The sequence below is a fragment of the Aeromonas sp. 55A genome (assembly GCF_051919665.1).
GTDB classification, from domain to species: domain Bacteria; phylum Pseudomonadota; class Gammaproteobacteria; order Enterobacterales; family Aeromonadaceae; genus Aeromonas; species Aeromonas veronii.
In genome coordinates, this window is record NZ_JBQBEH010000001.1 from 410,324 (window position 1) to 436,762 (window position 26,439).

At 58.4% G+C, this 26,439-nt stretch carries 25 protein-coding genes; 9 read left to right on the forward strand and 16 right to left on the reverse strand.

Annotated features, from left to right (window positions below; all coding sequences use genetic code 11):
* The first annotated feature begins 16 nt into the window (after positions 1-16).
* On the forward strand, positions 17-2,014 hold the full coding sequence (locus ACTG2G_RS01870) for a hypothetical protein (RefSeq protein ID WP_439985112.1): 1,998 nt from the start codon (positions 17-19) through the stop codon (positions 2,012-2,014).
* Between the two features lie 84 nt (positions 2,015-2,098).
* Here the strand turns inward: ACTG2G_RS01870 and glgC are convergent, their stop codons facing one another.
* Positions 2,099-3,373 carry a glucose-1-phosphate adenylyltransferase gene (glgC, locus tag ACTG2G_RS01875; RefSeq protein WP_005337070.1) on the reverse strand — a complete coding sequence of 425 codons (1,275 nt, stop codon included), beginning with the start codon at positions 3,371-3,373 and terminating at the stop codon, positions 2,099-2,101.
* 189 nt (positions 3,374-3,562) lie between these two features.
* Between glgC and ACTG2G_RS01880 the strand changes: the two genes are divergently transcribed.
* Positions 3,563-5,203 (forward strand): EAL domain-containing protein, encoded by a 1,641-nt coding sequence (locus ACTG2G_RS01880; RefSeq protein WP_421387759.1) that lies wholly within the window; start codon positions 3,563-3,565, stop codon positions 5,201-5,203.
* Here the strand turns inward: ACTG2G_RS01880 and ACTG2G_RS01885 are convergent.
* The 9 genes from ACTG2G_RS01885 to ACTG2G_RS01925 form a co-directional block, all read right to left on the reverse strand.
* Positions 5,166-5,660 carry a hypothetical protein gene (locus ACTG2G_RS01885; RefSeq protein ID WP_042055706.1) on the reverse strand — a complete coding sequence of 165 codons (495 nt, stop codon included), beginning with the start codon at positions 5,658-5,660 and terminating at the stop codon, positions 5,166-5,168. The two genes, ACTG2G_RS01880 and ACTG2G_RS01885, sit on opposite strands and share 38 nt — an antisense overlap.
* A 175-nt stretch (positions 5,661-5,835) precedes the next feature.
* A complete protein-coding gene (locus ACTG2G_RS01890; protein WP_005337077.1) occupies positions 5,836-6,198 on the reverse strand; it encodes a DUF2750 domain-containing protein in 363 nt (120 codons plus the stop codon).
* Between the two features lie 179 nt (positions 6,199-6,377).
* On the reverse strand, positions 6,378-7,682 hold the full coding sequence (locus ACTG2G_RS01895; protein ID WP_005337079.1) for an inosine/guanosine kinase: 1,305 nt from the start codon (positions 7,680-7,682) through the stop codon (positions 6,378-6,380).
* Between the two features lie 185 nt (positions 7,683-7,867).
* A complete protein-coding gene (locus tag ACTG2G_RS01900; RefSeq protein WP_064338136.1) occupies positions 7,868-8,260 on the reverse strand; it encodes an MAPEG family protein in 393 nt (130 codons plus the stop codon).
* A 34-nt stretch (positions 8,261-8,294) separates the two neighbouring features.
* On the reverse strand, positions 8,295-9,269 hold the full coding sequence (gene hemH / locus ACTG2G_RS01905) for a ferrochelatase (RefSeq protein ID WP_168797110.1): 975 nt from the start codon (positions 9,267-9,269) through the stop codon (positions 8,295-8,297).
* Between the two features lie 98 nt (positions 9,270-9,367).
* Positions 9,368-10,012, reverse strand: coding sequence for an adenylate kinase (gene adk / locus ACTG2G_RS01910; protein ID WP_005337083.1), 645 nt, complete (start codon positions 10,010-10,012; stop codon positions 9,368-9,370).
* A 303-nt stretch (positions 10,013-10,315) separates the two neighbouring features.
* On the reverse strand, positions 10,316-11,074 hold the full coding sequence (gene miaE, locus ACTG2G_RS01915) for a tRNA isopentenyl-2-thiomethyl-A-37 hydroxylase MiaE (protein WP_005346385.1): 759 nt from the start codon (positions 11,072-11,074) through the stop codon (positions 10,316-10,318).
* 205 nt (positions 11,075-11,279) lie between these two features.
* On the reverse strand, positions 11,280-12,800 hold the full coding sequence (gene purF / locus ACTG2G_RS01920) for an amidophosphoribosyltransferase (protein WP_005337085.1): 1,521 nt from the start codon (positions 12,798-12,800) through the stop codon (positions 11,280-11,282).
* A 21-nt stretch (positions 12,801-12,821) separates the two neighbouring features.
* Positions 12,822-13,310, reverse strand: coding sequence for a CvpA family protein (locus tag ACTG2G_RS01925; RefSeq protein WP_005337086.1), 489 nt, complete (start codon positions 13,308-13,310; stop codon positions 12,822-12,824).
* Between the two features lie 8 nt (positions 13,311-13,318).
* Here ACTG2G_RS01925 and ACTG2G_RS01930 point away from each other — a divergent pair, with 8 nt between their 5' ends.
* On the forward strand, positions 13,319-13,495 hold the full coding sequence (locus ACTG2G_RS01930; protein ID WP_236346943.1) for a hypothetical protein: 177 nt from the start codon (positions 13,319-13,321) through the stop codon (positions 13,493-13,495).
* Between the two features lie 2 nt (positions 13,496-13,497).
* Here ACTG2G_RS01930 and serS read toward each other — a convergent pair whose 3' ends face one another.
* The 5 genes from serS to lrp all read right to left on the reverse strand — a co-directional run bounded on the left by serS (position 13,498) and on the right by lrp (position 20,415).
* Positions 13,498-14,793 (reverse strand): serine--tRNA ligase, encoded by a 1,296-nt coding sequence (serS, locus tag ACTG2G_RS01935; protein WP_005351225.1) that lies wholly within the window; start codon positions 14,791-14,793, stop codon positions 13,498-13,500.
* Between the two features lie 308 nt (positions 14,794-15,101).
* Complete coding sequence (locus tag ACTG2G_RS01940) at positions 15,102-16,439, reverse strand: replication-associated recombination protein A (protein WP_439985114.1); 1,338 nt, start codon at positions 16,437-16,439, stop codon at positions 15,102-15,104.
* Between the two features lie 76 nt (positions 16,440-16,515).
* A complete protein-coding gene (gene lolA / locus ACTG2G_RS01945) occupies positions 16,516-17,124 on the reverse strand; it encodes an outer membrane lipoprotein chaperone LolA (protein WP_041202312.1) in 609 nt (202 codons plus the stop codon).
* An 80-nt stretch (positions 17,125-17,204) separates the two neighbouring features.
* A complete protein-coding gene (locus ACTG2G_RS01950; protein ID WP_139740941.1) occupies positions 17,205-19,721 on the reverse strand; it encodes a DNA translocase FtsK in 2,517 nt (838 codons plus the stop codon).
* A 202-nt stretch (positions 19,722-19,923) separates the two neighbouring features.
* The gene (lrp, locus tag ACTG2G_RS01955; RefSeq protein WP_005300047.1) at positions 19,924-20,415 is read right to left on the reverse strand and encodes a leucine-responsive transcriptional regulator Lrp; all 492 of its coding nucleotides are present in this window, start codon (positions 20,413-20,415) and stop codon (positions 19,924-19,926) included.
* 150 nt (positions 20,416-20,565) lie between these two features.
* On the opposite strand from lrp, the gene ald reads away from it, so the two are divergent.
* From ald to ACTG2G_RS01970, 3 genes are all read left to right on the forward strand, one after another.
* On the forward strand, positions 20,566-21,681 hold the full coding sequence (gene ald, locus ACTG2G_RS01960) for an alanine dehydrogenase (protein WP_005337098.1): 1,116 nt from the start codon (positions 20,566-20,568) through the stop codon (positions 21,679-21,681).
* A gap of 185 nt (positions 21,682-21,866) precedes the next feature.
* Entirely contained in the window at positions 21,867-22,817 is a 951-nt protein-coding gene (gene trxB / locus ACTG2G_RS01965) for a thioredoxin-disulfide reductase (protein WP_042062225.1), read from the forward strand.
* Positions 22,818-22,879: 62 nt separating this feature from the next.
* Positions 22,880-24,127, forward strand: a complete 1,248-nt coding sequence (locus ACTG2G_RS01970) for a diguanylate cyclase (RefSeq protein WP_019445529.1) — start codon at positions 22,880-22,882, stop codon at positions 24,125-24,127.
* Between the two features lie 108 nt (positions 24,128-24,235).
* Here the strand turns inward: ACTG2G_RS01970 and ACTG2G_RS01975 are convergent, their stop codons facing one another.
* Positions 24,236-24,706, reverse strand: coding sequence for a glycine zipper 2TM domain-containing protein (locus ACTG2G_RS01975; protein ID WP_058059142.1), 471 nt, complete (start codon positions 24,704-24,706; stop codon positions 24,236-24,238).
* Between the two features lie 19 nt (positions 24,707-24,725).
* Between ACTG2G_RS01975 and aat the strand changes: the two genes are divergently transcribed.
* The 3 genes from aat to infA all read left to right on the forward strand — a co-directional run bounded on the left by aat (position 24,726) and on the right by infA (position 26,433).
* Positions 24,726-25,433, forward strand: coding sequence for a leucyl/phenylalanyl-tRNA--protein transferase (gene aat, locus ACTG2G_RS01980; RefSeq protein ID WP_019445527.1), 708 nt, complete (start codon positions 24,726-24,728; stop codon positions 25,431-25,433).
* Positions 25,430-26,146 (forward strand): arginyltransferase, encoded by a 717-nt coding sequence (locus ACTG2G_RS01985; RefSeq protein WP_439985115.1) that lies wholly within the window; start codon positions 25,430-25,432, stop codon positions 26,144-26,146. Before aat ends, ACTG2G_RS01985 begins: the two co-directional genes overlap by 4 nt.
* A gap of 68 nt (positions 26,147-26,214) precedes the next feature.
* Entirely contained in the window at positions 26,215-26,433 is a 219-nt protein-coding gene (gene infA, locus ACTG2G_RS01990; RefSeq protein WP_005300033.1) for a translation initiation factor IF-1, read from the forward strand.
* Positions 26,434-26,439 lie beyond the last annotated feature (6 nt).

A 26,439-nucleotide genomic window follows, 5' to 3' on the forward strand; every position in this document is an offset into this window, starting at 1 on the left:
AATGGTGAGAAGGGACATGAGAAAAACCGTACTGGTTCAGGCAATCGCCTGCGCACTCCTCAGCAGCGCCGCACAGGCTGCCGTCAAAGTCGAAGACAAGACATTCAATACCGCCGCCAACATGCTGGCCTATACCGAATTCGAGCTCTCCGGTGAGCCGCTGGCCGAAGCGCTGGGGCTGGATCTGGACGTGCTGGATGCCAACCGTGCCGATGAGCCGACCCCGTTCGACTTCGCTGCCGGCATCGAATCCTACGAATACTCCGAAGAGGCGATGTACGCCCTCAACTACCAATCCGGCATGGGCCCGCATCTGGTGAACGGGCCGCAAAACCTGGCCCGTGGCGGCACCATGGCCTCTCTGGGGCAACGGGTGCTGGCCATGGCCGACGCCGTTGGCTTCCCGGCTGATGAAGTGCCGCAGGGCATGTATCCCCTCTCCCTGCCCTACGCATCCGCCAATCCGGAGTTTGCCCAGGCCGTCAACGCCACCCCGGTCAATGGCGACCAGATCACCATCAAGACCGCCAAAGGGACCGAGAAAACCGTCAAGACCCAGGTGCCCGCCTACTTCCGCGACTACAGCACCCTGCGCTGGAGCGGCAGCGACAACCTACTGGTGCCCGCAGCGGTGGGCGGCATCCTGCTCAAAGAGGTGATGTGGTCCCAGGACTTCCTCGGCGGCATGCACGTGGCCGAGACCGATGAAGAGGTAGAAGCCGCCTCCGCCACCATGGATCAGGATGGCAAGCACAAGCTGGGCGTCTCTGCCGCCGATGGCTTCAACGGCATGATGCTGACCGAACAATCCATCGACAAGCTGGCCATCATGCAGAACCAGCTTGGCTTCGACGGCAAGCAACTGGGCGCCAAGATCACCCCGCAGTACGATCCGGCCAAGGGCGTGATTTACTTCCCCCATCAGGTGAAAGTGACCGAAACCAGCAACAACGATGCCGGTGCCATCGGCAAGCTGGAGGTGGTGGATGGTTCCGCCCAGCTGCGCGATGCCTGGATGATGCTGTGGCCGCTCTCCGAGTTCTATGCCTTCAGCGATCAGCGCAGCGCCAACACCAACCAGAACCCGGCCTTCCACGCCGTGTTTGACGGCGCGCCGTTTGCCGCCGCACCGGCTGCCAACAAGGCCAATGACCTGGGCAAAGCGGTCGCGGGCAGCGATGCCTTCTCGCTGGCGATCAATCTCTCCAATCTCACCTTCAAGAACCTGGCCGCCCTGCACTTTGATGCCAAGGCTGGCACCCTGGTCGACAGCTGGCAGGCAGGCAAACAGGGCAAGCACGTCACCACCTTTGACGCAGCTTACGCACTGGTCGCCCTGCAGATCTTCCAGCGCGCTCAGGATGCGCTGCCGGTCGGTTACGCCGCCGGTTACAATGGCGAGCTGAACCTCAAGACCAGGCAGGGTCAACAGGCGCTCGACTTGATCCGCAAACAGGCCGATTTCATCCTTGCCAACCTCAAGGGCAAAAATGGTCTGGTGCATGACGGCATCACGCTAGGTGGCAAGCTCGATGCCGGCCACTCCATCGATGCGCAGTTCGCCGCCATCCGTGGTCTGACGGCCGCCTTCCTCGCTACCTCCGATGCCAATTACCGCACTGCCGCCCGCGAGCTGTTTATCGCTGCCGACAAGGCCTACTTCAATGCCAAGGCGGGCACCTGGCTGGCTGGCAAGCAGGGTGAATACACTCCCTGGACCCAGGCTGCCATCTCCGGCGCCCTGCGCTCAGCCATGCTGAACCTGCGCAACGAAGGGGCCGAGAAGGCGCCCGAGTTGGAGCTGGCCAAGCTGACCGGTCAGTACGTCAGCTGGTTCCGTGGCACCGTCAACGGTGGCATGCAGATGGCCGAGTGGATCGGCGACTCCGGCGAGAACATCATCGAAGGTGCCGGCAGCGACACCGACGAAGATGGCGTACCGCAAGTGACCGCCGCCGGTGGCAAGCACGGCACCGCCATGGTGATGGCCGCCAAAGCGGTGGTTAGCGAATAATCCTCGCCATTTACCAGCATGAAAAAGGGAGCCAAATTGGCTCCCTTTGCATTACAGCGTCTGACACAATTTCAAGGGCCTTCCTCAAACCAGCTTGTCCAGCATCTCCTTGGTCACCAGCACAATCCCCTGCTCGGAGCGGTAGAAGCGGCGGCTATCCTCATCGGCATTCTCGCCCACCACCAGCCCATCGGGCAGCACACATCCCTTGTCCACCACCACCCGGCGCAGACGACAACCGGCGCCAATCTCGACCCCGGGGAAGATGATGGCCTGATCCAGAGTGCAGAAGGAGTGCACCCGCACATTGGTAAAGAGCACCGAGTTGAGCACAAACGACCCGCTGACGATGGTACCGCCCGAGAACATGGAGTTGATGGTCATGCCATGCTGACCATTGCGATCCTGCACAAACTTGGCCGGTGGCGTCAGGGTCTGGCTGGTCCAGATGGGCCAGTTCTGATCGTAGATATCGAGCTCGGGCAGCACGGAGGCGAGATCCATGTTCGCTTCCCAGAAGGAGTCCAGCGTACCCACGTCACGCCAATAGGGCTTTTGCCCCTCGCGCGCCCCGACACAGGACATGTTGAAGGGGTGAGCAAATGCCATCCCCTCCTCCACGATGCGGGGGATCACGTCCATCCCGAAGTCGTGTTTGGAGTCCTGATTGTGAATATCCTCCTCCAGCAGTTGGTATAGGTACTCCGCCTCGAAGATATAGATCCCCATGGAGGCCAGCGAGCGATCTTCACAACCCGGCATGGCGGGCGGATTGGCCGGTTTTTCGACGAAGGCGCGGATCTTGCGCTGCTCGTCGATATCCATGATCCCGAAGGCCGATGCCTCGGCCCGCGGCACCTCGATACAAGCCACAGTCACCTTGGCGCCAAGGCGCACATGGTCGAGCAGCATGGCAGCGTAATCCATCTTGTAGATGTGATCCCCCGCCAGCACCACCAGGTATTTGGGGCCGTAGTCACGGATGATATCGACGTTCTGATAGATGGCATCGGCGGTACCGCGATACCAGTGCACCTCGTCCACCCGTTGCTGGGCAGGGAGCAGGTCGATGAATTCGTTCATCTGGTAACGCAGGAAGGACCAGCCCGATTGCAGGTGACGCAGCAGGCTGTGAGATTTGTATTGGGTGACTACACCAACCCGGCGGATCCCCGAGTTGATACAGTTGGAGAGCACAAAATCAATGATCCGGAATTTGCCACCGAAATGGACGGCAGGCTTGGCGCGGTTGTCAGTCAACTGCTTCAGGCGACTACCACGTCCACCCGCCAGCACCAGTGCCATACTCTGGTTCAATAATTGTCGTGCTTTGGCACTATTTTCGGGCTCTAACAACATGATTTACCTCTGCCTTGTTTGATCTATTTTCAACTCATCTTCGCCTGTTTCGGCACCTGTGAAAGTGGTTTCACTCACATTTAACCGATCTCAATTGACCCTTTTCACCGAGTTGCGAGGAATAGCATGCTTTGCACCGCAAGCTTGGTTAAAATTCCCTCATAAAGCAGCCACTTCAAGGATAAAAAGATGGTTCACAAGCTTGGACGCCCCCTCTTCATGATCGCCACCATAGTGACCATACCCCTGCTGCTCCTGCAAGCAGTTTGGTTGGCCCTTCAGAGCACACCGCTCACTCTGACAGTTATTCTGGCCACCACACTGCTCGGCATGATCCTGTTGTTAATGCTGGCCATGCGCACCATGGACGGCATGGTCCAGCATCAGGAGCTCACCTGGGTCAAGGCCATCAGGAGCCGGGATCCCTCACTGCTTGATGAGCCCGCCTCCCGGGAAGTGCTGCAACAGCTGCTGGAGCAGTTCGAGAGTGCCGAACAGAGTGCCCATCGTCAGCTGACCGAACTGAGCAATCTGGCCACCACCGACGAGCTGACTCAACTACTCAACCGCCACGCCTTTCGCCGCGACATGACCGAGTTGCTGCAGCGGGATCAGGACACCCAGACAGCAAGTCTGGTGCTGATCCGCGCCACCGAGCTTGGCAAGATCAACGCCCAGCGCGGCTTCCAGTCTGGTGATGCCTACATCAAGGACATGGCGGCCCTTATCAAGCGGGTGGTGAGCCGCTTCCCGGGCAATCAGGTCTATCGCATTTCGGGGGCTGATTTCGCCGTACTGGTGCAACCGGTGGCCAATATTCCCCCCCATCTGCTGGGACAGGATTTGAAAGTGGCTTTCGATCACTATCAGGCTCAACACGAGCTGGAGAGCACCGGTTACTCGGGGTTGACCAAGCTCAGCAGCGGCCAGAAAATCGAGGCCGTGCTGGCCAGGGCGGATTTGGCGCTGGCACGCGCCCAGACCGAAACCATCAATGGCTGGGCCATCCAGCAGGATGACAACGTCTCCGATATGCAGGGACAGCATCACTGGCGCGAGGTGCTGACTGAAGTGCTGGCACAGGAGCGCCTCAGCTTCACCTATCAGCCAATCCAGCCCCTGCACCGCAGCATGCTGGCCTACAACGAAATCTACACCCGTTTCAGCGGCGGCGATGGTACCGCCCTGCCCACCGACACCCTGTTTGCCATGGCCCAGCGGCTCGATATGGTGATGCGGCTGGAGCAACTGGTGATTGTTCATATAATGCGTCAATACCGGGCTTTTGGTGCCAATCAGAGTCGCTGGGGAGTCAATCTCTCCCCCAACCTGCTGCAAAACAGCGCCTTCCTGATCTGGCTTGACCGCCAGTTGCTCAAAGATCCCAATACCAGCGCCAATCTGGTGTTCGAGCTGGATGAAGAGCATCTGGAACGCAACTTGACAGGTGCCAAACGGGTATTTGAACTGCTGCGCCGCAACGGCAGTCGCTCGGCCATCGCCAATTTTGGCAAGGGGATCGGCTCCTTTACCCTGTTTCGCGAGCTCAAGCCCGACTACATCAAGCTGGACCCTGCCCTTATTACCGGACTGGAGCAGGATCAGACCAACCAGCAGTTTGTGCGGATGATCGTCGATGTATCACATCGGATGGGATGTCAGGTGATTGCTGAGGGGGTGGAACAGCTTGGCCAGAAACAGCTGCTGCAGGGGATGTACGTGGATGGCTTGCAGGGCTATCTGATCGCCCGGCCGCAACCGCTGCGACCGGATATCAGCCAGCTGGGGCTCTTTACTGAGGATGCTTCAGCTTCAACAGGGTCAGAATGATGTCATTGAGCTGGCGGTAACGCTCCAACTCCTTCTGATCGTAACGGGTCGCCAGTGTAGTAGGATTGTGGCGGTTTTTGAGGTAACGGTTGATCTGCAACCGGTTGAACCCCGCCACCTGATAGACCTGGCCAAGCAGGGTATTGAGCTCATCGTGCTCCAGACCGGCTCTGGCCAGATAGTCACCATCGGCGGGACTCTCGGTCTGGTGACTCCACTTGCCAATGCGACCACTCTCCTGCAGATAGCTGAGCCACTGCTCGATATAGAGCGGTTTGCACCCCGCCAACAGATTGAAAAAGCCCACAGCATCGCAACGACAACCGCTCAGGAGCACGACCGCCAGCTGATCATCATCGCACTGGAAGGTCACAGGTCCGGCTTGCGCCCAATCCAGCGCCTGCACCCGAATGCTGGCCTTCTCACCCGCAGCTCCCGTTACGTCGAATACAAACATGGCGCTCCTCCCTTGGCAAAAGGTTGATGATGGACCATCCCCCTGACAGGTGCAAAGGCAAATCGGCTTTTAACTCATCAATCGGACCATTCGACCATAAAAAAGACCGGCACCCTCACGGATGTCGGTCTTAGTCCCGATGGTCTGTGCGTTCAGGCCATCAATGGAGGCGCTTTCAGGCGTCCAGTTCAACCAGTGCCTTGGCCAGCTCGATCGGTTCGAGCTCCTGGCCTTCCAGATCGGCGTTCCAGTTCGGGCCGACCAGTACATCGTCTTCATCCAGATCGTTGATCCAGATATCGAGAAACTCTTCCAGATCGATCACTTCCGGCTCGTAATCGGCCCACTCGTCAACACAGTGCAGACGGGCGTCCTCTTCGGCAGACCAGAGCGGCATCACGTCGGCATCTTCAAATTCGGCGGAGCGGCAGACGACCCAGTCTTCCCCATAGCGCAGACCCCACACCTGACCCGACTCGCGGACTTGTTCGATAAACAGTTGGAAATTGGCGTCAAGGTTGTCGTTAAGCATGCTCATGGGATTCTCTCTTTCTTTCGGGTGCTGCGGTATTGTCGGGCGACAATACGATGGCCAAATGGTGTCGCAAAAGTGACATGGACTCAAGCATATTGGGGTTATTCCGGGAAAAAAGCCGGGATAACTCATATTTGCCTGCAAAAACGCCTCCCGATGGAGGCGCCTTGCAGATTAGGAGATCAACGCTCCCAGTAAACCTCTTCAAGGCTGTCCTCTTTCTCCGGCAAACCGCGGGAGAGACGGGGACTGCTCTGGGCCAACACCTCGTAGCTGACGCGGTTGGCGTATTTGCACACCTGAGCCAGTGAGGAGTAAGTCAGGAACTCGGAGATGTGCTTGGCGGAGTTGGGCACATTCATCCGGTGATAGGAGTTGGCCACCATGTCGTGCAGCACGGCGGAAAGGGCGCCATCCCCTGCCCCGTTGGTGTTCTTGATCTTCTCCGGGCCACCCATGTACGGGGAGATGTGGGAGTAGATACGGGCCGGTTTGCGGCACTTGGCACGGGCCATCGGGCGGCTGAACTCATACATGTTGAACTCGGGGATAACGCCCGGCAACAGGGTATGAGTGGTCTCGCGCTTGTAGTCCTCGTCGGTGTAGCTCGCCATATAGAGGCCGATGGGGCCAGCAGTACAGAGCACCATGTCGGCCCAGTCGAGCGCCTTGTCGGCCGCACCGAGCGGATCTGCGATACCGGTCAGGGCTTCACCTTCGTCTTCGTTCATCGCCAGCACAGTCACGTTCTCGGCAATGAAGTCGCGCCACCACTGGGGGTTTTCGTCGATGACGAAACGGGTGCCCAGGGTCAGCACCACGGGAATACCGGCCTCACGGGCATAACGCACAGCAGTCATGGCCGCCTCTTTCATCGGATCACCATCGTCACCACGCACCAGATAGGCGGTGATCACCAGTGCAGACGCCCCCTTGATCACATCCTCCGGAATGTGCTGCACATCCAACTGGTTCATCTTGCCGGCGTTGATGCCGAAGCTGCGCTCGCCGCACTCGGTAATGAAGGTGAAGCAACGGCCTATGGGGCCATCAACCGGCTGCAGATAGTCCAGATTGACGCGGGAAGAGGTGTTGCACAGATAACGGTAGGCGTAGCAGCCGATGCGAATATCTTGACTCATCACACCCAACAGGATGGAGTGGGAATCGGCCAGTACCGAGTAGTTGTGTACCGTGTTGCCAATGGTGCCACCGGCAAACTCGCTCACCACCATGTTGTTGGCCTTGAGCTCGTCATAAATCCGTTCTGCCACGTCGTCATTGATGACGACGGAGTGCCCCTTGCTCAGACCATAACGGGTCAGAAAGTCTTCATCCACATGGGCTTCGATATCAACCAGGGTCTGATCAATCCCGACCACGTAGGCTTTGCCCAGCTCGGTTAACAGGGGATTTTGCGGCACCAGGGGATCGCGTCTGTCGACAGGGAAGTAGTGTTTGGACTTGCGCTGACCGGGAAATTTCATGGCAATGTTCTGTGCTCTGGGGGAAAGAGGGGCGGGATTTTAACACAATCCGCCGCCCCGAAAAGTCGCCCTGTTTAAATAATGGAGTCAGTATAGACAAGGCCCGCAAGGAAAAACGTTTGCCTTTTCACCATAAAAAAACCACCCCGCCCGAGGTGGTTCAATAGCATACAAAGCGCCTGTTTTCAGGCGGCCGCCATGCCCTGCAACAGAGCCAGCAGCGAGAAGAGGCCGAGGGCGAGCCAGAACAGCAAGGTGCCCAGAAAACGGGGCACATTGGGGGCTTTGGGGATCTGGATGCCGATGGCATGCAGGATGCGGCCAACCAGTAGCATGGCGCCACCGGCATGCAGCCAGAGCGCACCGGCACCGGAGAGCTCGCACAGCGCCATCAGCAGCAGGGTCAGCGGCACATACTCGGCAAAATTACCGTGGGCCCGGATCGCCGCCAGCAGCTCGGGGGCTTCCCCCTGCCCTATCATCACCCCGAACTGGGCGCGGCGTCTGACCACCCAGAAAGAGAGCCCCAGAAACAGCAGCCCAAGCAGGCCTGCGTATATCAGCGTGATATGTACCATGACTCGACTCCTTGTTTGACTGACTGTCGGTCACTCATGCCAATTCGCGGCAGATGAGCGAGACCATCATCCTGATATGGGCCTGATCGCTGTTGAGGGCCGGAATATATTCAAACCGCTCGCCACCGGCCTCCATGAAGATCTCCCGGTTCTGTACCTGAATTTCCTCGAGGGTTTCGAGGCAGTCGGCGGCAAAGGCAGGACAAATTACATCGAGCCGCTTGATGCCCGCTGCAGGCATACCGGCGATGGTCACGTCTGTGTAGGGCTTGAGCCACTCCTCCTTGCCGAAGCGGGACTGGAAACTGGCCGTCCACTGCCCGGCCTCCAGCCCGAGCGCCTCGGCCAGCAAGCTGGCGGTATGGCGACACTGGTGACCATAGGGGTCCCCTTCGTTCTCGTAGCGCTCTGGAATACCGTGGAACGACATCAGCAGGTGATCACCCTGACCGTGCTGCTCCCAGTGACGGCGCACACTCATGGCCAGCGCCTGAATGTATTCGGGATGGGCGTGATAATCACGAATGAGCCGTACCACCGGCAGATTGCGTTCTCTCTTCATCGCCTTGCCCCAGGCATCGAAGACCGAGGCGGTGGTACTGACCGAATATTGCGGATAGAGCGGCAACAGGATCACCCGGTTGACCCCTTTGGCCTTGAGCGCCTGCCAGCCATCATTCACTGACGGGGAACCATAGGTCATCGCCAGCTCCACCGGCACTTCGACCCCCTCCCGCTTGAGCTCCTGCTCCAGCGCAGCGCGCTGCTGTTGGCTTATCACCATCAGCGGCGAGCCCTGCTCGGTCCACACCTGCTTATAGAGCTTGGCCACTTTGGGCGAGCGCGTCGGCAAGATGATGAAGTGGAGCAGCGGACACCAGAGGTAACGGGGCAGGTCAACCACACGGGGATCGTGCAGGAACTGGCTGAGGAACGCTTTGACGGCAGCGGTGGTCGGTGCGGCTGGGGTACCCAGATTGACCAGCAATATTCCGGTTTTCGTGGTCACGTTGGCTTCCTGTCTATCTGTCATTATGCAAAAAGGGCCCGACAGGGCCCTTCTCTTTATTTATCTGATGGCACGGGAAACAGTGCCGGCAGCAAAGATCAGCCCAGAATGGTGGCAAGCTGCTTGCTGACCAGATCAACCGGCTGGGTGCCGTCGATCTTGACGTAACGGGTGTGGCCCGCTTCCGCCTCTTTGCCGTAGAAACCGATCAGCGGCGCGGTCTGCTGATGATATACATCCAGACGCTTGCGTACTGTGGTCTCTTCGTCGTCGGCGCGGATCACCAGATCTTCACCGGTCACGTCATCCTTGCCTTCCACTTTCGGCGGGTTGAACACCACGTGGTAGGTACGGCCGGAGCCGGAGTGAACGCGACGGCCGCTCATGCGCTTGACGATCTCTTCGTCCGGCACATCGAACTCCAGCACGAAATCAACCACGACACCGGCGTCCTTCATGGCTTGCGCCTGGGGAATGGTGCGCGGGAAACCGTCCAACAGGAAGCCTTTGGCGCAGTCCGGCTGAGCGATGCGCTCTTTGACCAGACCGATGATGATGTCGTCAGAGACCAGCTGACCTGCGTCCATCACAGCTTTGGCTTTCAGACCGAGCTCGGTGCCCGCTTTGATCGCCGCACGCAGCATGTCGCCGGTGGAGATCTGGGGAATACCGTGTTTTTCCATGATGAACTGAGCCTGGGTACCTTTGCCGGCGCCCGGAGCCCCCAACAGAACAATGCGCATACACGCTCCTATTGATTGGTTATTCAAATCTTGCGAAGGCAAAAAAGTACACGGTTTCGCCCGTTTCTACAAGGGTGAGCCACCTGAATGAGCACTTTATCACCACAATAACCGGCTGATCGAACAGGATTTCATCGCAAGGGGAAGACGCAAAAATAGCCAGGGATTCAGCATAGAGCGCCAAAAGCAGGAAGGACGTACGACAGAAAAAAAGATCCCGGCTCAGGGCCGGGAATTGCGCTCAAAAGTAACTACTTGTCGCTCGTAGTAGGAACAGGGCAATAGTAGTTTGCCCCCTGTGCGTCAACAACTGTCAGATGTGACAGGCAGGCCGCTATGAAACCTGAACTGCGGATCCGGCGAGCAGATTAGCTCGGCTTCCAGCTTGCCAAAGAAGGCCACCCGCTCGCTGATATCCTCCCCTGCGTACTGTTCGGCCAGGCTCAGGTAATCCTGATAGTGGCGCGCCTCGGAGCGCAGCAAAGAGACGTAGAAGCGGCTCAGCTCTTCGTCCAGATGGGGCGCCAGCTTGGCAAAGCGCTCGCAGGAGCGGGCCTCGATATAGGCGCCGATGATCATCTTGTCGACGATGGTGGCCGGTTCATGGGTGCGCACATGCTGCATCAACTGGCGGGCATAGCGAGAGGCCGTCACCGGCCCGTATTCGATACCGCGGGCCTGCATGATCTCCAGCACCTGCTCGAAGTGATGCAGCTCCTCCTGAATGAGCCGCACCATGGGAAACAGCAGCGGATTGCGCTCCAGCTCGGCAAAGACGGTGCGATCAGACTCCCCCATGCTGCGTTTGCCCAGGATCTCGGCCTTCTCCGGGATGGCATCCAGCTCGCGATAGAACTCCAGCTTGGGCAGCAGATGGCGCTTGCCCTTGGGCAGGCAGTAGCGGCGCACCAGACTGTGGGCAGTGAGTGCGGCCTTGGTCTCGCAGTTGGCGTGATCGATGAGCAGGGTCGGTAAACGGGCCGGATCCCGCGCCATTTCTACCCACTCATCCGGGGTCTCGCACTGCAAAAACTGGCGCACTGGGGCTAACAGATCATCCATCTGAACTCTCGTCTCTTAAAAGCGTATCGGTCATATATGTTGCCGCCTATGCTAGCGGATCCCGCTGGCCATGCCCATATCCGGCAAGATAAGCGGATATTTTTCAAACAGATACACCCTACCCCTTCTGGCGGTGCGAGGTAGAAACGACAATGGGGGCCTCTGGCCCCCATCTCGCTATCCCATCCGGCAAAACCGCAAACGTTTAACTACCTTCGTTAAAAATTTCCAGATTGCTGGTGCCTTCCTGCCATTCACGCACCGCTTTGGTGTCATCGTTGCGCAGGGCGTTGAGGTGATCCAGATAGGACTGGTCCACGTCGGAGGTGACGTAGTGGCCATTGAACACCGAGGTCTCGAAGTGACGCAGATCCGGGTTGATCTCCCGCACGGCGGCTTCCAGATCTTCCAGATCCTGGAAAATCAGACCGTCAGCACCAATCAGCTTGCACACCTCTTCCACTTCGCGGCCGTGGGCGATCAGCTCGTTGGCGGTAGGCATGTCGATGCCGTAGACGTTGGGGAAGCGAATTTCCGGCGCTGCCGAGGCGAAGTAGACCTTGGCTGCCCCCGCTTCACGGGCCATCTGGATGATCTGCTCGGACGTGGTACCACGCACGATGGAGTCATCCACCAGCAACACCTTCTTGCCCTTGAATTCAGAGCTGATGGCGTTGAGCTTGCGACGCACCGACTTCTTGCGCTGAGTCTGGCCCGGCATGATGAAGGTACGGCCGATGTAGCGGTTCTTCACGAAGCCCTGACGGTATGGCAGATCCAGGGTGTGAGCGATCTCCAGCGCCACGTCACAGGAGGTCTCGGGGATGGGGATAACCACATCAACGTCGAGATCTTCCCACTCGCGGGCAATCTTCTGACCCAGCTTGCGACCCATGTTGAGGCGGGCGGCGTAGACCGAGACCTTGTCGATGCACGAATCGGGACGAGCGAAGTAGACGTATTCGAAGATGCAGGAGCTCATCTGCGGGTTCTCCGCACACTGCTCGGAGAAGAGCTGGCCCTGCTCGGTGATGTAGATGGCTTCACCCGGCGCAATATCCCGCACCGTCTCGAAACCGATGGCGTCGAGCGCCACGCTCTCGGAGGCGAGCATGTACTCCACCTGGCCCTGCTCGTCCTGACGACGACCGAGGATCAGCGGGCGAATACCGTTGGGATCGCGAAAACCGATGAGACCATGGCCAATCACCAGCGAGACCACCGCATAAGCACCGCGGATCTGCTGATGGGTTCTGCGCACCGCGGCGAAGATATCTTCGGGGCGCAGCGCCATCTTGTCACAACAATCCAGCTCGTGGGCCAGCACGTTCAGCAACACTTCCGAGTCGGAGGTGGTGTTGATGTGGCGACGGGCGACCTTGAACTGCTGCTCCTTGAGCTCCTTGGCGTTGGTGAGGTTGCCGTTATGGGCCAGCACCATGCCGTAGGGTGAGTTCACATAAAAAGGTTGGGCTTCAGCGGCACTTGAGCTACCTGCGGTGGGATATCTGACATGACCTATGCCGATGTTCCCTTGCAGACGCTGCATGTGGCGCACTTCAAACACGTCCTTCACCAGGCCATTGGCCTTGCGTTGCCGGAAGTTTCCACTATCAATGGTCACGATCCCGGCGGCATCCTGTCCCCTGTGCTGCAACACCGTCAAGGCGTCGTAGAGGGCCTGATTGACGGGGGTGGTGCCAACTATACCGACAATACCACACATGTCTTTGCTACCTCGAAGTCACTATACCTGTTTAAGAAAACTGGATGAGTTCAACATGAACCCGAAAAACCACTGGATCACCGGCTTGAACTCCGGCACCAGCTTGGACGCCACCCACCAGTCGCTCTGGGAGAGGCTGGTGAAGGTATCCATGAAAAAAAGCAGGGCACTGACGATCAGCACCCCGCGAATTGCACCGAAGCAGACCCCCAGCACCCGATCGGTACCGGAGAGACCCGTCTTGTCCACCAACAGGCCCACCACATAGTTGACCACGCTGCCGAGGATCAGGGTTGCCACAAACAGCGCCGCGATGGCCAGACCGTTGCGAACCAGCGCGTCGGAGAAGGAGGTGAAATAGACGGCGAGATCGGGATAGAAATGGCTGGCAATAAAGAAGGCGACGAACCAGGTGACAAGAGACATGGCCTCCTTGACGAAGCCGCGCACCAGGCTGATGAGAGCAGAGAAACCGACGATGCCGATGATGGCGTAATCAATCCAGACCATAGAAAAAGATGTCCTGCGAAATTGCGGCGCAGTCTAACAAAAACGATTGCGCATTGCTTGATAAAAATGTGTTAACTGTTCAAAGCGACGCCGAAAAGCCGCATTTTTTCAGCACTAAAACGGTTGTTCGGCGCCAGAATGCACAACGCCATGGCAATGCCATGGCGTTGTGGTCTGCGGTGTGAGCTTACCCGATGTGGGTCAGGCCACCCATGTAGGATTGCAGCGCAGCCGGGATGGCGATGCGGCCATCTTCCTGCTGGTAGTTCTCCATCACGGCAACCAGGGTACGACCCACCGCCAGACCGGAGCCGTTCAGGGTGTGCAGCAGCTGCGGCTTGCCGTCGATACGCACGCGAGCCTGCATGCGGCGCGCCTGGAAGTCGGTGCAGTTGGAGACAGAGGAGATCTCACGGTAAGTATTCTGGGCCGGCAGCCACACTTCCAGATCGTAGGTCTTGGAGGCGCAGAAGCCCATGTCACCGGTAGAGAGCGCCATCACGCGATACGGCAGCTCCAGCAGTTGCAGCACCTTCTCGGCGTGACCGACCATCTCCTCCAGCGCATCCCAGGATTTCTCCGGGTGAACCAGCTGAACCATTTCGACTTTGTCGAACTGGTGCATACGGATGAGGCCACGGGTATCACGACCGTAGGAACCGGCTTCAGAGCGGAAGCAGGGGCTGTGGGCGGTCATCTTGATCGGCAGCTCTTGGGCGTCAAAGATCTCGTCACGGGCCATGTTGGTGAGCGGCACTTCGGAGGTCGGGATCAGGGAGAACTTACGCAGCTTGCCCTCTTCTTCCCCTTCGCCTTCGATACCGGTATTGAACAGGTCCTGGGCAAATTTTGGCAACTGACCGGTGCCATAGAGGCTGTCCGGGTTCACCAGATAGGGCACGTAGCACTCGGTGTAACCGTGCTGCTGGGTGTGCAAATCCAGCATGAACTGAGCCAGGGCACGGTGCAGACGCGCAATCTGCCCCTTCATCACCACGAAACGGGTACCGGAGAGTTTGACGCCGTTTTTGAAGTCAACGCCCTTGGCCGCTTCGCCCAGATCGATGTGATCGCGTACCGGGAAGCTGAACTCGCGCGGGGTACCCCAACGGCGCACTTCCACGTTGTCGTTCTCGTCACGGCCCACCGGCGTGGTCTCGCTCGGCAGGTTGGGGATGGCGTCGGCAATGGCTTTCAGCTGAGCCAGCAGGGCATCCAGCTCGACCTTGCTGGTTTCCAGCTCGTCGTTGATTTTGGTCACTTCGGCCTTGAGCGGGGCAACATCTTCACCACGACGGGCAGCTTCACCGATGGATTTGGAGCGGGCGTTGCGCTCGGCCTGCAGCTCCTGGGTACGGGACTGCAGATCCTTGCGCTTCTCTTCCAGAGCATTGACAGCCGCTACGTCCAGAACGTAGCCACGTGTCGCCAGACGAGCGGCAGCCTCTTCGATATCGCTGCGCAGATATTTGGGATCCAGCATGGTTTACCTACTTTTTTAAAATGGGATCTGGGCCTGAGTCGTCATGACGGGCTGGGAAACAGATCCGGAAGTTAACATCGGTTGGCGCACCCCAATCGTCTTCAGAATCGGGCCTTAACTATCACAGGCCTTCGAGATCAAGAAGATGGCGCAAGGCCAAGACAAGCGGGGTCAGACGGGCAGTGTAGCAGACCGCCCCCCCGCCCGAACAGGGACTATTTGTGTCGTTTTTACCGACTTTGGCACGCAAACCGTCCTGCATATTCAAACGCCTGACCAATTTTCAGCCATGCGAGGTAACAAAGGGGCTATTTGCCCCGATGCTGCGGACTTTGCCTGTCCAGTTCATGGAGGTAATCGAGCTTCTGACCAATCTGCTTTTCAAGGCCGCGATCGGTGGGCTGGTAGTACTGCTTGCCCGCAAGCTCGGGCGGAAAATACTGCTCGCCAGCGGCATAGGCGCCCGGCTCGTCATGGGCATAGCGATACTCGGCGCCATAGCCCAGATCGCTCATCAGCTTGGTCGGCGCATTGCGCAGGTGCACCGGAACCTCGAAGTCAGGGAGGTTTTTGGCATCATGAAGCGCCGCCGTCCAGGCGGTGTAGACCGCATTGCTTTTCGGAGCGCAGGCGAGATAGACGATCGCCTGGGCGATGGCCCGCTCCCCTTCCGCCGGCCCGATCCGATGGAAACAATCCCAGGCTGACAGGGCGACCTGCATGGCACGGGGATCAGCATTGCCCACATCTTCCGAGGCAATCGCCAGCAAGCGGCGGGCAATATAGAGGGGATCGCAACCGGCGCTCACCATACGGGCGTACCAATAGAGCGCCGCATCCGGCGCCGAGCCGCGAATGGATTTGTGCACCGCCGAGATGAGGTCGTAGAAGTGATCGCCCCCCTTGTCGAAGCGGGCCACGTGCTCCCCCACCACAGCAGCGAGCAGGGCACTGTCGATCACCCGCGCCCCTGTGCTGTCGGTTTCGGCCATGTCGGCCAACAGCTCCAGATAGTTGAGGGATTTACGCCCGTCCCCATCCACCGCCTTGGCCAGCGCCTCTTTGACGCCGGGGGCGAAGGTGAGTGCCGGATCATTGAGACCACGGGGATCGGTCATCGCCTGATCGAGCATGGCGAGAATATCGCTCTCCTCCAGTCGCTTGAGCAGATAGACCCGGGCTCGTGAGAGCAGTGCGTTGTTGAGTTCGAACGAGGGGTTTTCGGTGGTGGCACCGATAAAGGTGATGGTGCCATCTTCGATGTGGGGCAGGAACACATCCTGCTGGCTCTTGTTGAAGCGGTGCACCTCATCCACAAACAGGATAGTACGCACCCCGCGCCAGCTGTTCTCCTTCGCCTTGTCGATGGCGGCGCGGATCTCCTTGATACCGGAGGTGACCGCAGAGAGTCGCTCCACTTCCGCCTGGCAGTAGTGAGCCATCAACTCCGCCAGCGTGGTCTTGCCGGTACCGGGCGGCCCCCACAGGATCATCGAGTGACAGTGACCCGCCAGGATCGCTTTGCGCAGGGGCTTGTCAGCCCCCAGGATATGTTGCTGACCGATATACTGATCGAGGTTTTGCGGCCGCATCCGGGCCGCCAGCGGACGAAAGTCCGACGAGAAATCCAGCGACAAGTTGCTCATCTGTATTGACCACCCAGCGTCACGCCACTCACCTTTGACTGGCGCAGTGGCGAGCAATCCAACGACCGCCTGCTCATTAGCGCTGGTCGTCCAGTTCGACCCCCTTCGGGATCTTGAAAACAAATTCGTTGCCCTTGAGCACCGGCTTGCGGTTGAAGCTGCTCAGGGTGAATTCACTCCACTGCCCTTGCGCCTCTTTCACATCGAAACGACTGATGTTGTCTTGTCTGTCGAAGGTGACTCGGAAGGAGGCAATCAGCTCATCCTTATTACGGCTGGTGACGGTGTAGACATCCCCCTGCTGGGTCACGTCATAATTCTTCCAGAACTTGTCGTCATTGCCAGCGATCAGAATAAAGGGGGTGTTGAGCACCGCATCTTTCAGCTTGAGGGCGGTCACCTGCTCGACGAAGGGATCATAGACCCAGACATCCTGACCATCGGCCACGATCAGGCTCTCGTCCGGCGAGGTGGTGTGCCAGTTGAAACGGTTTGGCCGCTGCACCAGCAGATCGCCGCTGGCCTTTTGCAGCTCCTTGCCCTTGCTGTCATAGACGGTCTGGGCAAATTTGGCGGAGAAGAGGCTCACCCCCGCCAGCTTCTGTTTGAGATCGCTGGCCGCATCGGCCCACACCTGGCTGCTGGCCATCAGCAGCACGGTACCCATCAACAGTTGTTTTTTCATCACGCTCTTCATAAAGACGCTCTCGATAAAAGGCCACGCCCGCGGAGGGCATGGCCAGGGATAGTATGAAACGGTGAGGTTTAGTCCCGCACCGGCGGCGGTGCCAGCACGTCGCGCTGACCATTGCCACCCGGTGAGCTGACGATGCCCTGATTCTCCATCTGCTCGATGAGACGGGCTGCCCGGTTGTAACCAATCTTGAACTTGCGCTGGACGCTGGAGGTCGAGCCACGGCGGGACTCCACCACAAAAGCGACCGCTTCATCGAACAGGGGATCCAGCTCTTCGTCGCCACCCCCGCCATATTCGCCGCTGCCACCTTCGCCACCCGACTCACCGGAGAGGATCTCCTCGATGTAGTTCGGCTCGCCGCGCAGTTTCCAGTCCGCCACCACCTTGTGCACTTCGTGATCATCGACGAACGCACCGTGTACCCGGGTCGGGTTGGAGGTCCCAGCCGGCATGTAGAGCATGTCGCCCATACCGAGCAGAGATTCGGCGCCGCCCTGATCGATAATGGTACGGGAGTCAATCTTGCTCGACACCTGGAACGAAATCCGGGTCGGGATGTTGGCCTTGATAAGACCGGTAATCACATCCACCGACGGACGCTGGGTCGCCAGAATAAGGTGAATACCGGCGGCCCGCGCCTTCTGGGCGATACGGGCGATCAGCTCTTCCACCTTCTTGCCGACGATCATCATCATGTCGGCAAATTCGTCCACCACCACCACGATGTGGGGCAGCTTCTCCAGCTCCGGCGGCATCTGATCCATGGAGTCACCCGGGCGCCACAACGGATCCAGCAGGGGTTCCCCCTCCTCGATGGCAGCCAGTACCTTGTCGTTGTAGCCCTTGAGGTTACGCACCCCGACCGCCGACATCAGTTTGTAACGGCGCTCCATCTCGCCCACACACCAGCGCAGGGCGTTGGCGGCGTCCTTCATGTCGGTCACCACCTCGGTCAGCAGATGCGGGATCCCTTCGTAGACCGAGAGTTCCAGCATCTTGGGGTCGATCATGATGAAGCGCAGATCGTCCGGCGAAGATTTGTAGAGCATGGAGATGATCATGGTGTTCACCCCCACCGACTTACCGGAACCTGTGGTACCAGCCACCAGCAGGTGCGGCATCTTGGCCAAGTTCACCACCACCGGCTCGCCGGCGATGTCCTGACCCAGGCCCATGGTGAGCGGGTTGCGGCTATCGCGGAAGGCATCGCAGTCAAGGGTTTCGCGCAGGTAAACGGTCTGGCGCACCCGGTTGGGCAGCTCGATACCGACATAGGTTTTACCCGGGATCACTTCCACCACCCGCACGCTGCTGGCAGAGAGGGAGCGGGCCAGATCGCGCGAGAGGTTGGTGATCTTGCTCGCCTTCATACCCGGCGCCAGATCCAGCTCGAAACGGGTAATAACCGGGCCCGGATAGACACCGACCACCTTGGCCTGCACGTTGTAGTCGGCAAGCTTGGCCTCCACCAGACGGCCCATGCGATCCAGCTCATCCTTGCTCATCATCTGGGTCTTGGCGGGTGGACGGTCGAGCAGTTCGATACTCGGCAACGGCGGCAGCGTAGATTGCGGACGACGCTTGGGCTTGGTCGGTGCGACGGCTACCGGCGCGGCAACCTCGTCGTCCCCTTCGGCCCAGGGCAGATCCAGATCGTCCTCATCATCGTCATCGGCCACAGCCAGTACCGGCTGGCGGCGACCATTGGCGGCCGCCACCGCACGTTTAGGCTTGGCAGCCGGAGCCGGCTCATCATCTTCATCATCAAACTGGGGATCGAACTCGAAGGTATCGTCGTCGAGTTCCGGCAGCCACTCTTCGGCGGCAGCCTTCTGGTTCTTGGCCTTGGGCTTGCGAGTCCAGCTGGTGTGCGGCTCATCTTCTTCGTCATCAAACGCGATGGCCCCTACCCCGCCTTCCAGCAAGGGATCCGGCCCCTCGTTGCGGGGTTGACGCCAGCCACCGGTCAACCAGCGGCCGAGGGTGGTCGGGAAGTGGTAAACGGCGCTGACCGAACCGGTACAGGCCGCGCCGATCTGCTCGACGATGGTGAGCCAGGACCAGCCGGTAAACAGGGTGATGCCGGTTGCCACGAAGCAGAGCAGCATCAGGTTGGCCCCGACGCCGCCAAACAGCGGCACCACGGCAGAAGCGATCACATCCCCCACCAGACCACCGGCGGAGAAGTTTTGCATATCGTTGAAGTTCATGCTGGCAATGGCCGACATGCCGAGCACGGTCAGGATAAAGCCGATGATCCGCACCCCCAGGGTGAGGTAATCCACATCGAGCAGACGGCTCGGACGCCAGAACAGACTCCAGCCCAGCAGCACCACCAGCGGCGGCACCAGATAGGAGAAGGCACCAAAGGTAAACATGGTGATATCGGCGAGCCAGGCACCGGCACTACCGGCGAGGTTCTTCACCTCCCCTTGCCAGGAGGTCTGGGACCAGCCGGGATCAGCGGGATGATAGGACAACAGGGCAAGCAGAAGATAAGCAGCCATCAGGGTGATGGCGATCAAGACGGCTTCGAAGATCCGTTGTGTACCTGATAAAGGAGTAAACAGCTTTTTATCGGCCAAACTCCGGCTCCTTTCTGAAAACATGTAATGCAGGAAATAAGGGGGCCTAGTATCCCCGAAAAGCCCATCGATTGTCAGCCAGAGCCTGATGGGACGGGGCCATATTTGCAATTATCTTTACAAGAAGAAACGAGCGGACCGGCCGCTCGTTTCTGACTGTCATGGTGTCTCATATGGAAAAGATACCACGGCATAACCTGCTTTATCGGGTGCTGATCACCAGACGACTGCTCTGCTTGACCTCTTCCATCACCACGTAGGTGCGGGTGTCATTGACACCGGGCAGACGCAGCAGGGTTTCCCCCAACAGACGGCGGTAAGCCGACATGTCGCTGACTCGGGTCTTGAGCAGATAGTCGAAGTCACCGGAAACTAGATGACACTCCTGGATCTCTTCGAGTACCTGAACAGCCTTGTTGAACTGTTCAAACACATCAGGCGCCCCGCGATTGAGGGTTATCTCTACAAACACCAGCAGAGATGCGTCCAGATAATGAGGGTTCAGAATAGCGGCATATCCTTCGATATAACCTTGTCGCTCGAGGCGACGAACCCGTTCCAGACACGGTGTAGGACTCAGGCCAACTCGCTTGGACAACTCAACATTCGAAATCCTGCCATCCTTTTGCAGTTCATTAAGAATGTTGCGGTCAATCCTGTCCAAATCCTTTAGCCGACTCTTAGCTTCCATCATTTTATTCCATCCTTTGGCTATTTTTTGGTAAGAATCACCAGTCATTTTATAATTATGGTCACAAATCCTGTCAATACCTGAATATACTAGGCGCAAATGTTGGTTAACATTTTGGCAACATGAAACACCAATCTATAGACGAGGGATAGCATGATTATCGGTGTACCTAAAGAGATAAAAAACCATGAATACCGCGTAGGCATGGTTCCGGCCAGTGTACGTGAACTGACAGCACGAAACCATACTGTTTTCGTCCAAAGCGGTGCCGGAAACGGCATTGGCTTCAGCGATGCAGATTATATCGCTGTTGGAGCCGAAATTTTGGCCTCTGCAGCAGAGGTTTTCGCCAAAGCCGAGATGATCGTCAAGGTCAAGGAACCTCAGCCTGTCGAATGTGCCATGCTGCGTCCGGGTCAGACCCTGTTCACCTATCTGCATCTGGCGCCAGACTTGCCCCAGACCGAAGCCCTGCTGAAAAGCGGCGCCATCTGTATCGCCTATGAAACCGTCACCGACGGCCGTGGCGGCCTGCCCCTGCTGGCCCCCATGTCGGAAGTTGCCGGACGCATGTCTATTCAGGCGGGTGCCCAGGCGCTGGAAAAATCGCGCGGTGGGAGCGGTGTGCTGCTTGGCGGCGTACCCGGTGTCGAACCGGCCAAGGTGGTGATCATCGGCGGCGGCGTGGTCGGCTCCAATGCAGCCCGCATGGCCATTGGCCTGCGCGCGGATGTCACCATCCTCGACAACAACGTCGATACCCTGCGTCGTCTCGATAACGAGTTCCAGGGAGCAGCCAAGGTGGTTTACTCCAACAGCGAGACGCTGGAGCGCCATCTGCTGGCGGCCGATCTGGTCATCGGCGGCGTGCTGGTGCCGGGTGCCACCGCGCCAAAACTTGTCCGCCGTGACCACATTGCGCGCATGAAGCCGGGTTCTGCCATCGTCGATGTGGCCATCGATCAGGGCGGCTGTGTGGAAACCTCCCACGCCACCACCCACCAGGATCCGACCTATATCGTCGATGAGGTGGTGCACTACTGTGTCGCCAACATGCCAGGGGCGGTGGCCCGCACCTCGACCGTGGCGCTCAACAATGCCACCCTCCCCTTTATCATCAAGCTGGCCCAGCAAGGGTATCGTCAGGCACTGCTGAGCGACCCCAACCTGTTGCACGGGCTCAACGTGATGGAGGGCAAGCTCACTTGCAAGGAAGTGGCCGTGGCACATGGCCTTGCCTACACGGATCCCCTGACCTTGCTGAACTGATCTGCGCTGGCCTGCGCCAGTTGGAGATGAGTGAAAATCCGCCCGCGATGGGCGGTTTTTTTATTCCTTTATTTTGCATGTCACCCCTTGTGAACACGATTAGTGCAATCGACTCACCAGCCTTTGACCCCGGATCACGAATTACCTACAATCGCGCAAACTCATCACATCCCGGAAATGACATCATGAGCCAAGTCACTCACAGCAAATTGCTGATCTTAGGGTCAGGCCCGGCCGGTTACACCGCGGCCGTCTATGCCGCCCGCGCCAACCTCAATCCCCTGCTCATCACCGGCATGCAGCAAGGGGGTCAGCTGACCACCACCACCGAAGTAGAGAACTGGCCAGGTGATCCGGAAGGGCTGACCGGCCCTGCCCTGATGGAGCGCATGAAAGCCCATGCAGAGAAGTTCGATACCCGCATCCTGTTTGATCACATCAACAGTGTCGAACTGACTCAGCGCCCGTTCCGTCTCAAGGGCGACAACGGCGAGTACACCTGCGATGCCCTGATCATCGCGACCGGCGCGTCCGCCAAGTATCTGGGTTTGCCCTCCGAAGAAGCCTTCAAGGGGCGCGGTGTCTCTGCCTGTGCCACCTGTGACGGTTTCTTCTACCGCAATCAGGAAGTGGCGGTTATCGGCGGCGGCAACACCGCAGTTGAAGAAGCCTTGTATCTGGCCAACATCGCCAAGAAGGTGCACCTGATCCACCGCCGCGACGAATTCCGTGCCGAGAAGATCCTGATCAAGCGTCTGCACGACAAGGTCGCGAGCGGCAATATCGTGCTGCACACCCACCAGACTCTGGACGAAGTGCTGGGGGATCAGATGGGGGTCACCGGTGTGCGCCTGCGCAACACTCAGGACAACAGCACCAGCGAGCTTCCGCTGATGGGGGTCTTCATCGCCATCGGCCATCAGCCCAATACCCAGATCTTCGATGGCCAGCTGGAGATGCAAAACGGCTATCTGAAGGTACGTGGCGGCCTCGACGGTTTTGCCACCCAGACCAGCATTGAAGGTGTCTTCGCTGCCGGCGACGTGGCCGACCACAACTACCGTCAGGCGATCACCTCTGCCGGTACCGGCTGCATGGCAGCCCTCGATGCCGAACGCTACCTCGACGCGCAATAAACAAGCGCAGTTGTGATATAAGGCATACCAGTCGGTATGCCTTTTTTATTTAAAGGAGTCTAATGAAACAGAAGATATTGATTGTCGAAGATAGCCTGACCATCCGCCGTATGCTGACTCAGGCCATTGCCCAGCAAACTGGCCTCGAGATTGACGCCTTCGATACCCTCGAAGGTGCCCGTCACTGTCGGGGAGAGGAGTATGTGGTCGCGCTGGTGGACCTGACCTTGCCGGATGCGCCCCGTGGCGAAGCGGTCAACGAGCTGCTGGCTCGAGGTTTGCCGGTGGTGATCCTCACTGCCGACATCAGCGAGGATAAACGTGCCGCCTGGCTGGAAACCGGCGTGCTGGACTATGTGATGAAGGATTCGCGCCACTCGCTGCAATATGCCGTCAGTCTGGTGCACCGCCTCTATCTCAACCAGTCGATCGAAGTGCTGGTGGTCGACGACTCACGCACCTCCCGTCACCGCACCATGGCCCAGTTACGCAAGCAGTTGTTGCAGGTGCATGAGGCCAGTCATGCCCGTGAAGCGATGGCGATGCTGGAGCAACACCCGGACATCCGGCTGGCACTGGTCGACTACTATATGCCGGATATCGATGGCATCAGTCTGGTGCGGATGCTGAGAGAGCGTTACAGCAAGCAGCAGCTCGCGATTATCGGGATCTCGGTCTCGGACAAACGCGGTCTCTCTGCTCGCTACCTCAAGCAAGGCGCCAACGACTTTCTCAACCAGCCGTTCGAGCCGGAAGAGCTGCAGTGTCGGGTCAGCCACAATCTGGAAGCGCTCGAGCAGTTCAACAGCATTCAGGAGTCAGCCAATCGCGACTACCTGACCGGTCTCTACAACCGACGTTACTGGTTCAACGAAGGGCAAAAATGGTTTGAAGAGCATCAGCGCCAGCAGACGCCTCTGGCACTCTGCGTGCTCGATGTGGATCATTTCAAGCAGGTCAACGATCACTGGGGCCATGCCATCGGCGATCAACTACTCTGCCATCTGACCCGGCTACTGACCCAGTTCTTCCCCGATGCCATGATCGCCCGGTTTGGCGGAGAGGAGTTTGCCATGATGGTGCCTCACTGTACCGTCCCTGTGTTGATCAAACGTCTTGAAGGGCTGCGTCAGCAGCTGCGCCAGCAACCCTTGTCACCGGAAACCCCGCTCTTTGTTCGCGCCAGTTACGGCGTGATCAGCGTCGGGCGGATATCCATGGACGAGGCGCTGAGCGTAGCGGATCGGCTGCTCTATCAGGCAAAGAACACCGGTCGCGACAAGATAGTCTCTCAAGAGATAACTATCTGAATCCTCAGGGCATCAGTCCCGTGTATTACCGCCCGACAGACTTTCCGGCAGGAGAGTCTGCGGGTTCCTTTCCCGCCACAGTCTCCCCATCACCATGACTATCGAAAGTCAGTAAGTCTTGTCGACCCGCACCCCATCATCGAAGTAGAGAATGCGCACCTTGTCCCCGTTGGTAAAGACCATGGCGGGATCATAATCCTGGATCACGTTGATAAGGGCATTTTGCTCGTTGCGGATCAGCAGCTCCACCAACTTGTTTTCCACCACGGTTCCCCCGGACTGGTATTGCTGCGCAGCTGCAGCCCCCGCGAGCGCGCCGACGGCGGTGGCGATTTCACGGCCATGACCGCCGCCAAACTGGTTCCCCAGCAGGCCGCCCAACACAGCCCCCCCCAGCGTCTTCCAGCCAGAGTGCTCGGACTCCAGGATCTGGCGCTGGGTAATATTGCGCACCGTTTCGACCTGACCAAACACCACCTGATTGACCGGCCGCGCGGTATTGCGCTGGTAGACCTCCGCCCCGGCGGGCGCCGTGACAAAGCAGAGCAAGCTGGATACTATCAGGATAATGGCCTTCATCTATGAACCTCGTTGCCTTATGTCTCGCTATCTTACCCAACTGGATGATGAGCTTTGCTGGTTTCCCGACCCCAGCCATGCGCTGGAAGAGCCCAACGGCTTGCTGGCGATCGGCGGGGATCTCTCCCCGGCCAGATTGCTGGCAGCTTATCACAAGGGGATCTTCCCGTGGAATGAACCCCACCAGCCGACCCTGTGGTGGTCACCGGATCCCCGCGGGGTGATCCGTCCCGACCAACTCCATGTGGGGCGGACACTGCAGAAGATTATCCGCCGTACCCCATTCGATATTTCCGTCAATCGCGCCTTTAATGAAGTCATTACCGCCTGCGCCGCCCCTCGTCGCACTGCCGATGGCACCTGGATCAGCCAACCCATGATCGAAGCCTACCAGCAGTTGCACCGGCTGGGTCATGCCCACTCTATCGAGATCTGGCAGGAGGGAGAGCTGCAAGCGGGACTGTATGGCCTCTCTATCGGCCGACTGTTTTGCGGTGAATCCATGTTCAGCCGGATTGATAACGGCGCCAAGCTGGCGATGGTGGCACTCTGTCGCCACTTCGCACGCCATCGCGGCGCCCTCATCGATTGCCAGATGCAAAACCCGTTTCTGGCGACCCTGGGTATCGAGGAGTGGCCACGGGCCCGTTTTCTGGCTGAGCTGGCGCGCCTTGGCCATCAACCACTATTGGCTTCCTGCTGGCAAGAGGGGGAGATCAGCCTATGACAGAAGAAGTGATCCTTAAAGTAGGGCTGACTCCCAAGCATCCCTGCAGTTATCTGGACCATGAACAGGAGCAGTTGCTGGTGCTGATGGATCACAATCTGCTCAACGCCAACGGTTACGAGCGATTGTTGACTGCCGGTTTTCGCCGCAGTGGCAACGACATCTATCGCCCCCACTGCCCGGCGTGCCATGCCTGCCAATCCCTTCGTATTCACAGTGAACACTTTCGTCCCAGCCGCGGCCAGAAGCGGATCCGCCAGCTCAACAGGGATATCGAGATCGTCCTGAGCTACGATGACAAACCCGAGTATTACCTGCTCTACGAACGCTATATCCGCGAACGCCATCACGATGGCAGCATGTATCCCCCCAACCGCAGCCAGTATCGCGGGTTTCTCCATTGTGACTGGATGCCGCCACTCTATCTGGAAATGCGCAAGGAGGGCCGTCTTATCGGCGTGGCCACCACAGACCTGCAACCCCACTCCTTGAGCGCTATGTACACCTTCTTCGATCCGGATTATGCCGATCGCTCCCTGGGCACCTTTGCCATCCTCTGCCAGCTCGATCTGGCCAAGCGAACAGGGCGAAGCTGGCTCTATCTTGGCTATCTGGTGGAGGCGTGCCGCAAGATGAATTACAAGCGCAATTATCTCCCTCACGAGCTGTTAATTCAGGGGGAATGGAAAAATATCGACACCAAGCCCGAGTAAACTTTACACATAGCCTTAAATCCGGCATGATCCAGCGGTTTTTTGTTGTGGCTTATCAAGAGGATTCAATGGCTAAAGAAGACAGTATTGAGATGCAGGGCACTATTCTCGAAACCCTGCCCAATACCATGTTCCGTGTGGAACTGGAGAATGGTCACGTGGTTATCGCTCATATTTCAGGCAAGATGCGCAAAAACTACATTCGTATCCTGACTGGAGACAAAGTAACGGTAGCACTGACTCCCTACGATCTCTCCAAGGGACGTATTGTTTTCCGCTCTCGCTAAGCCAGG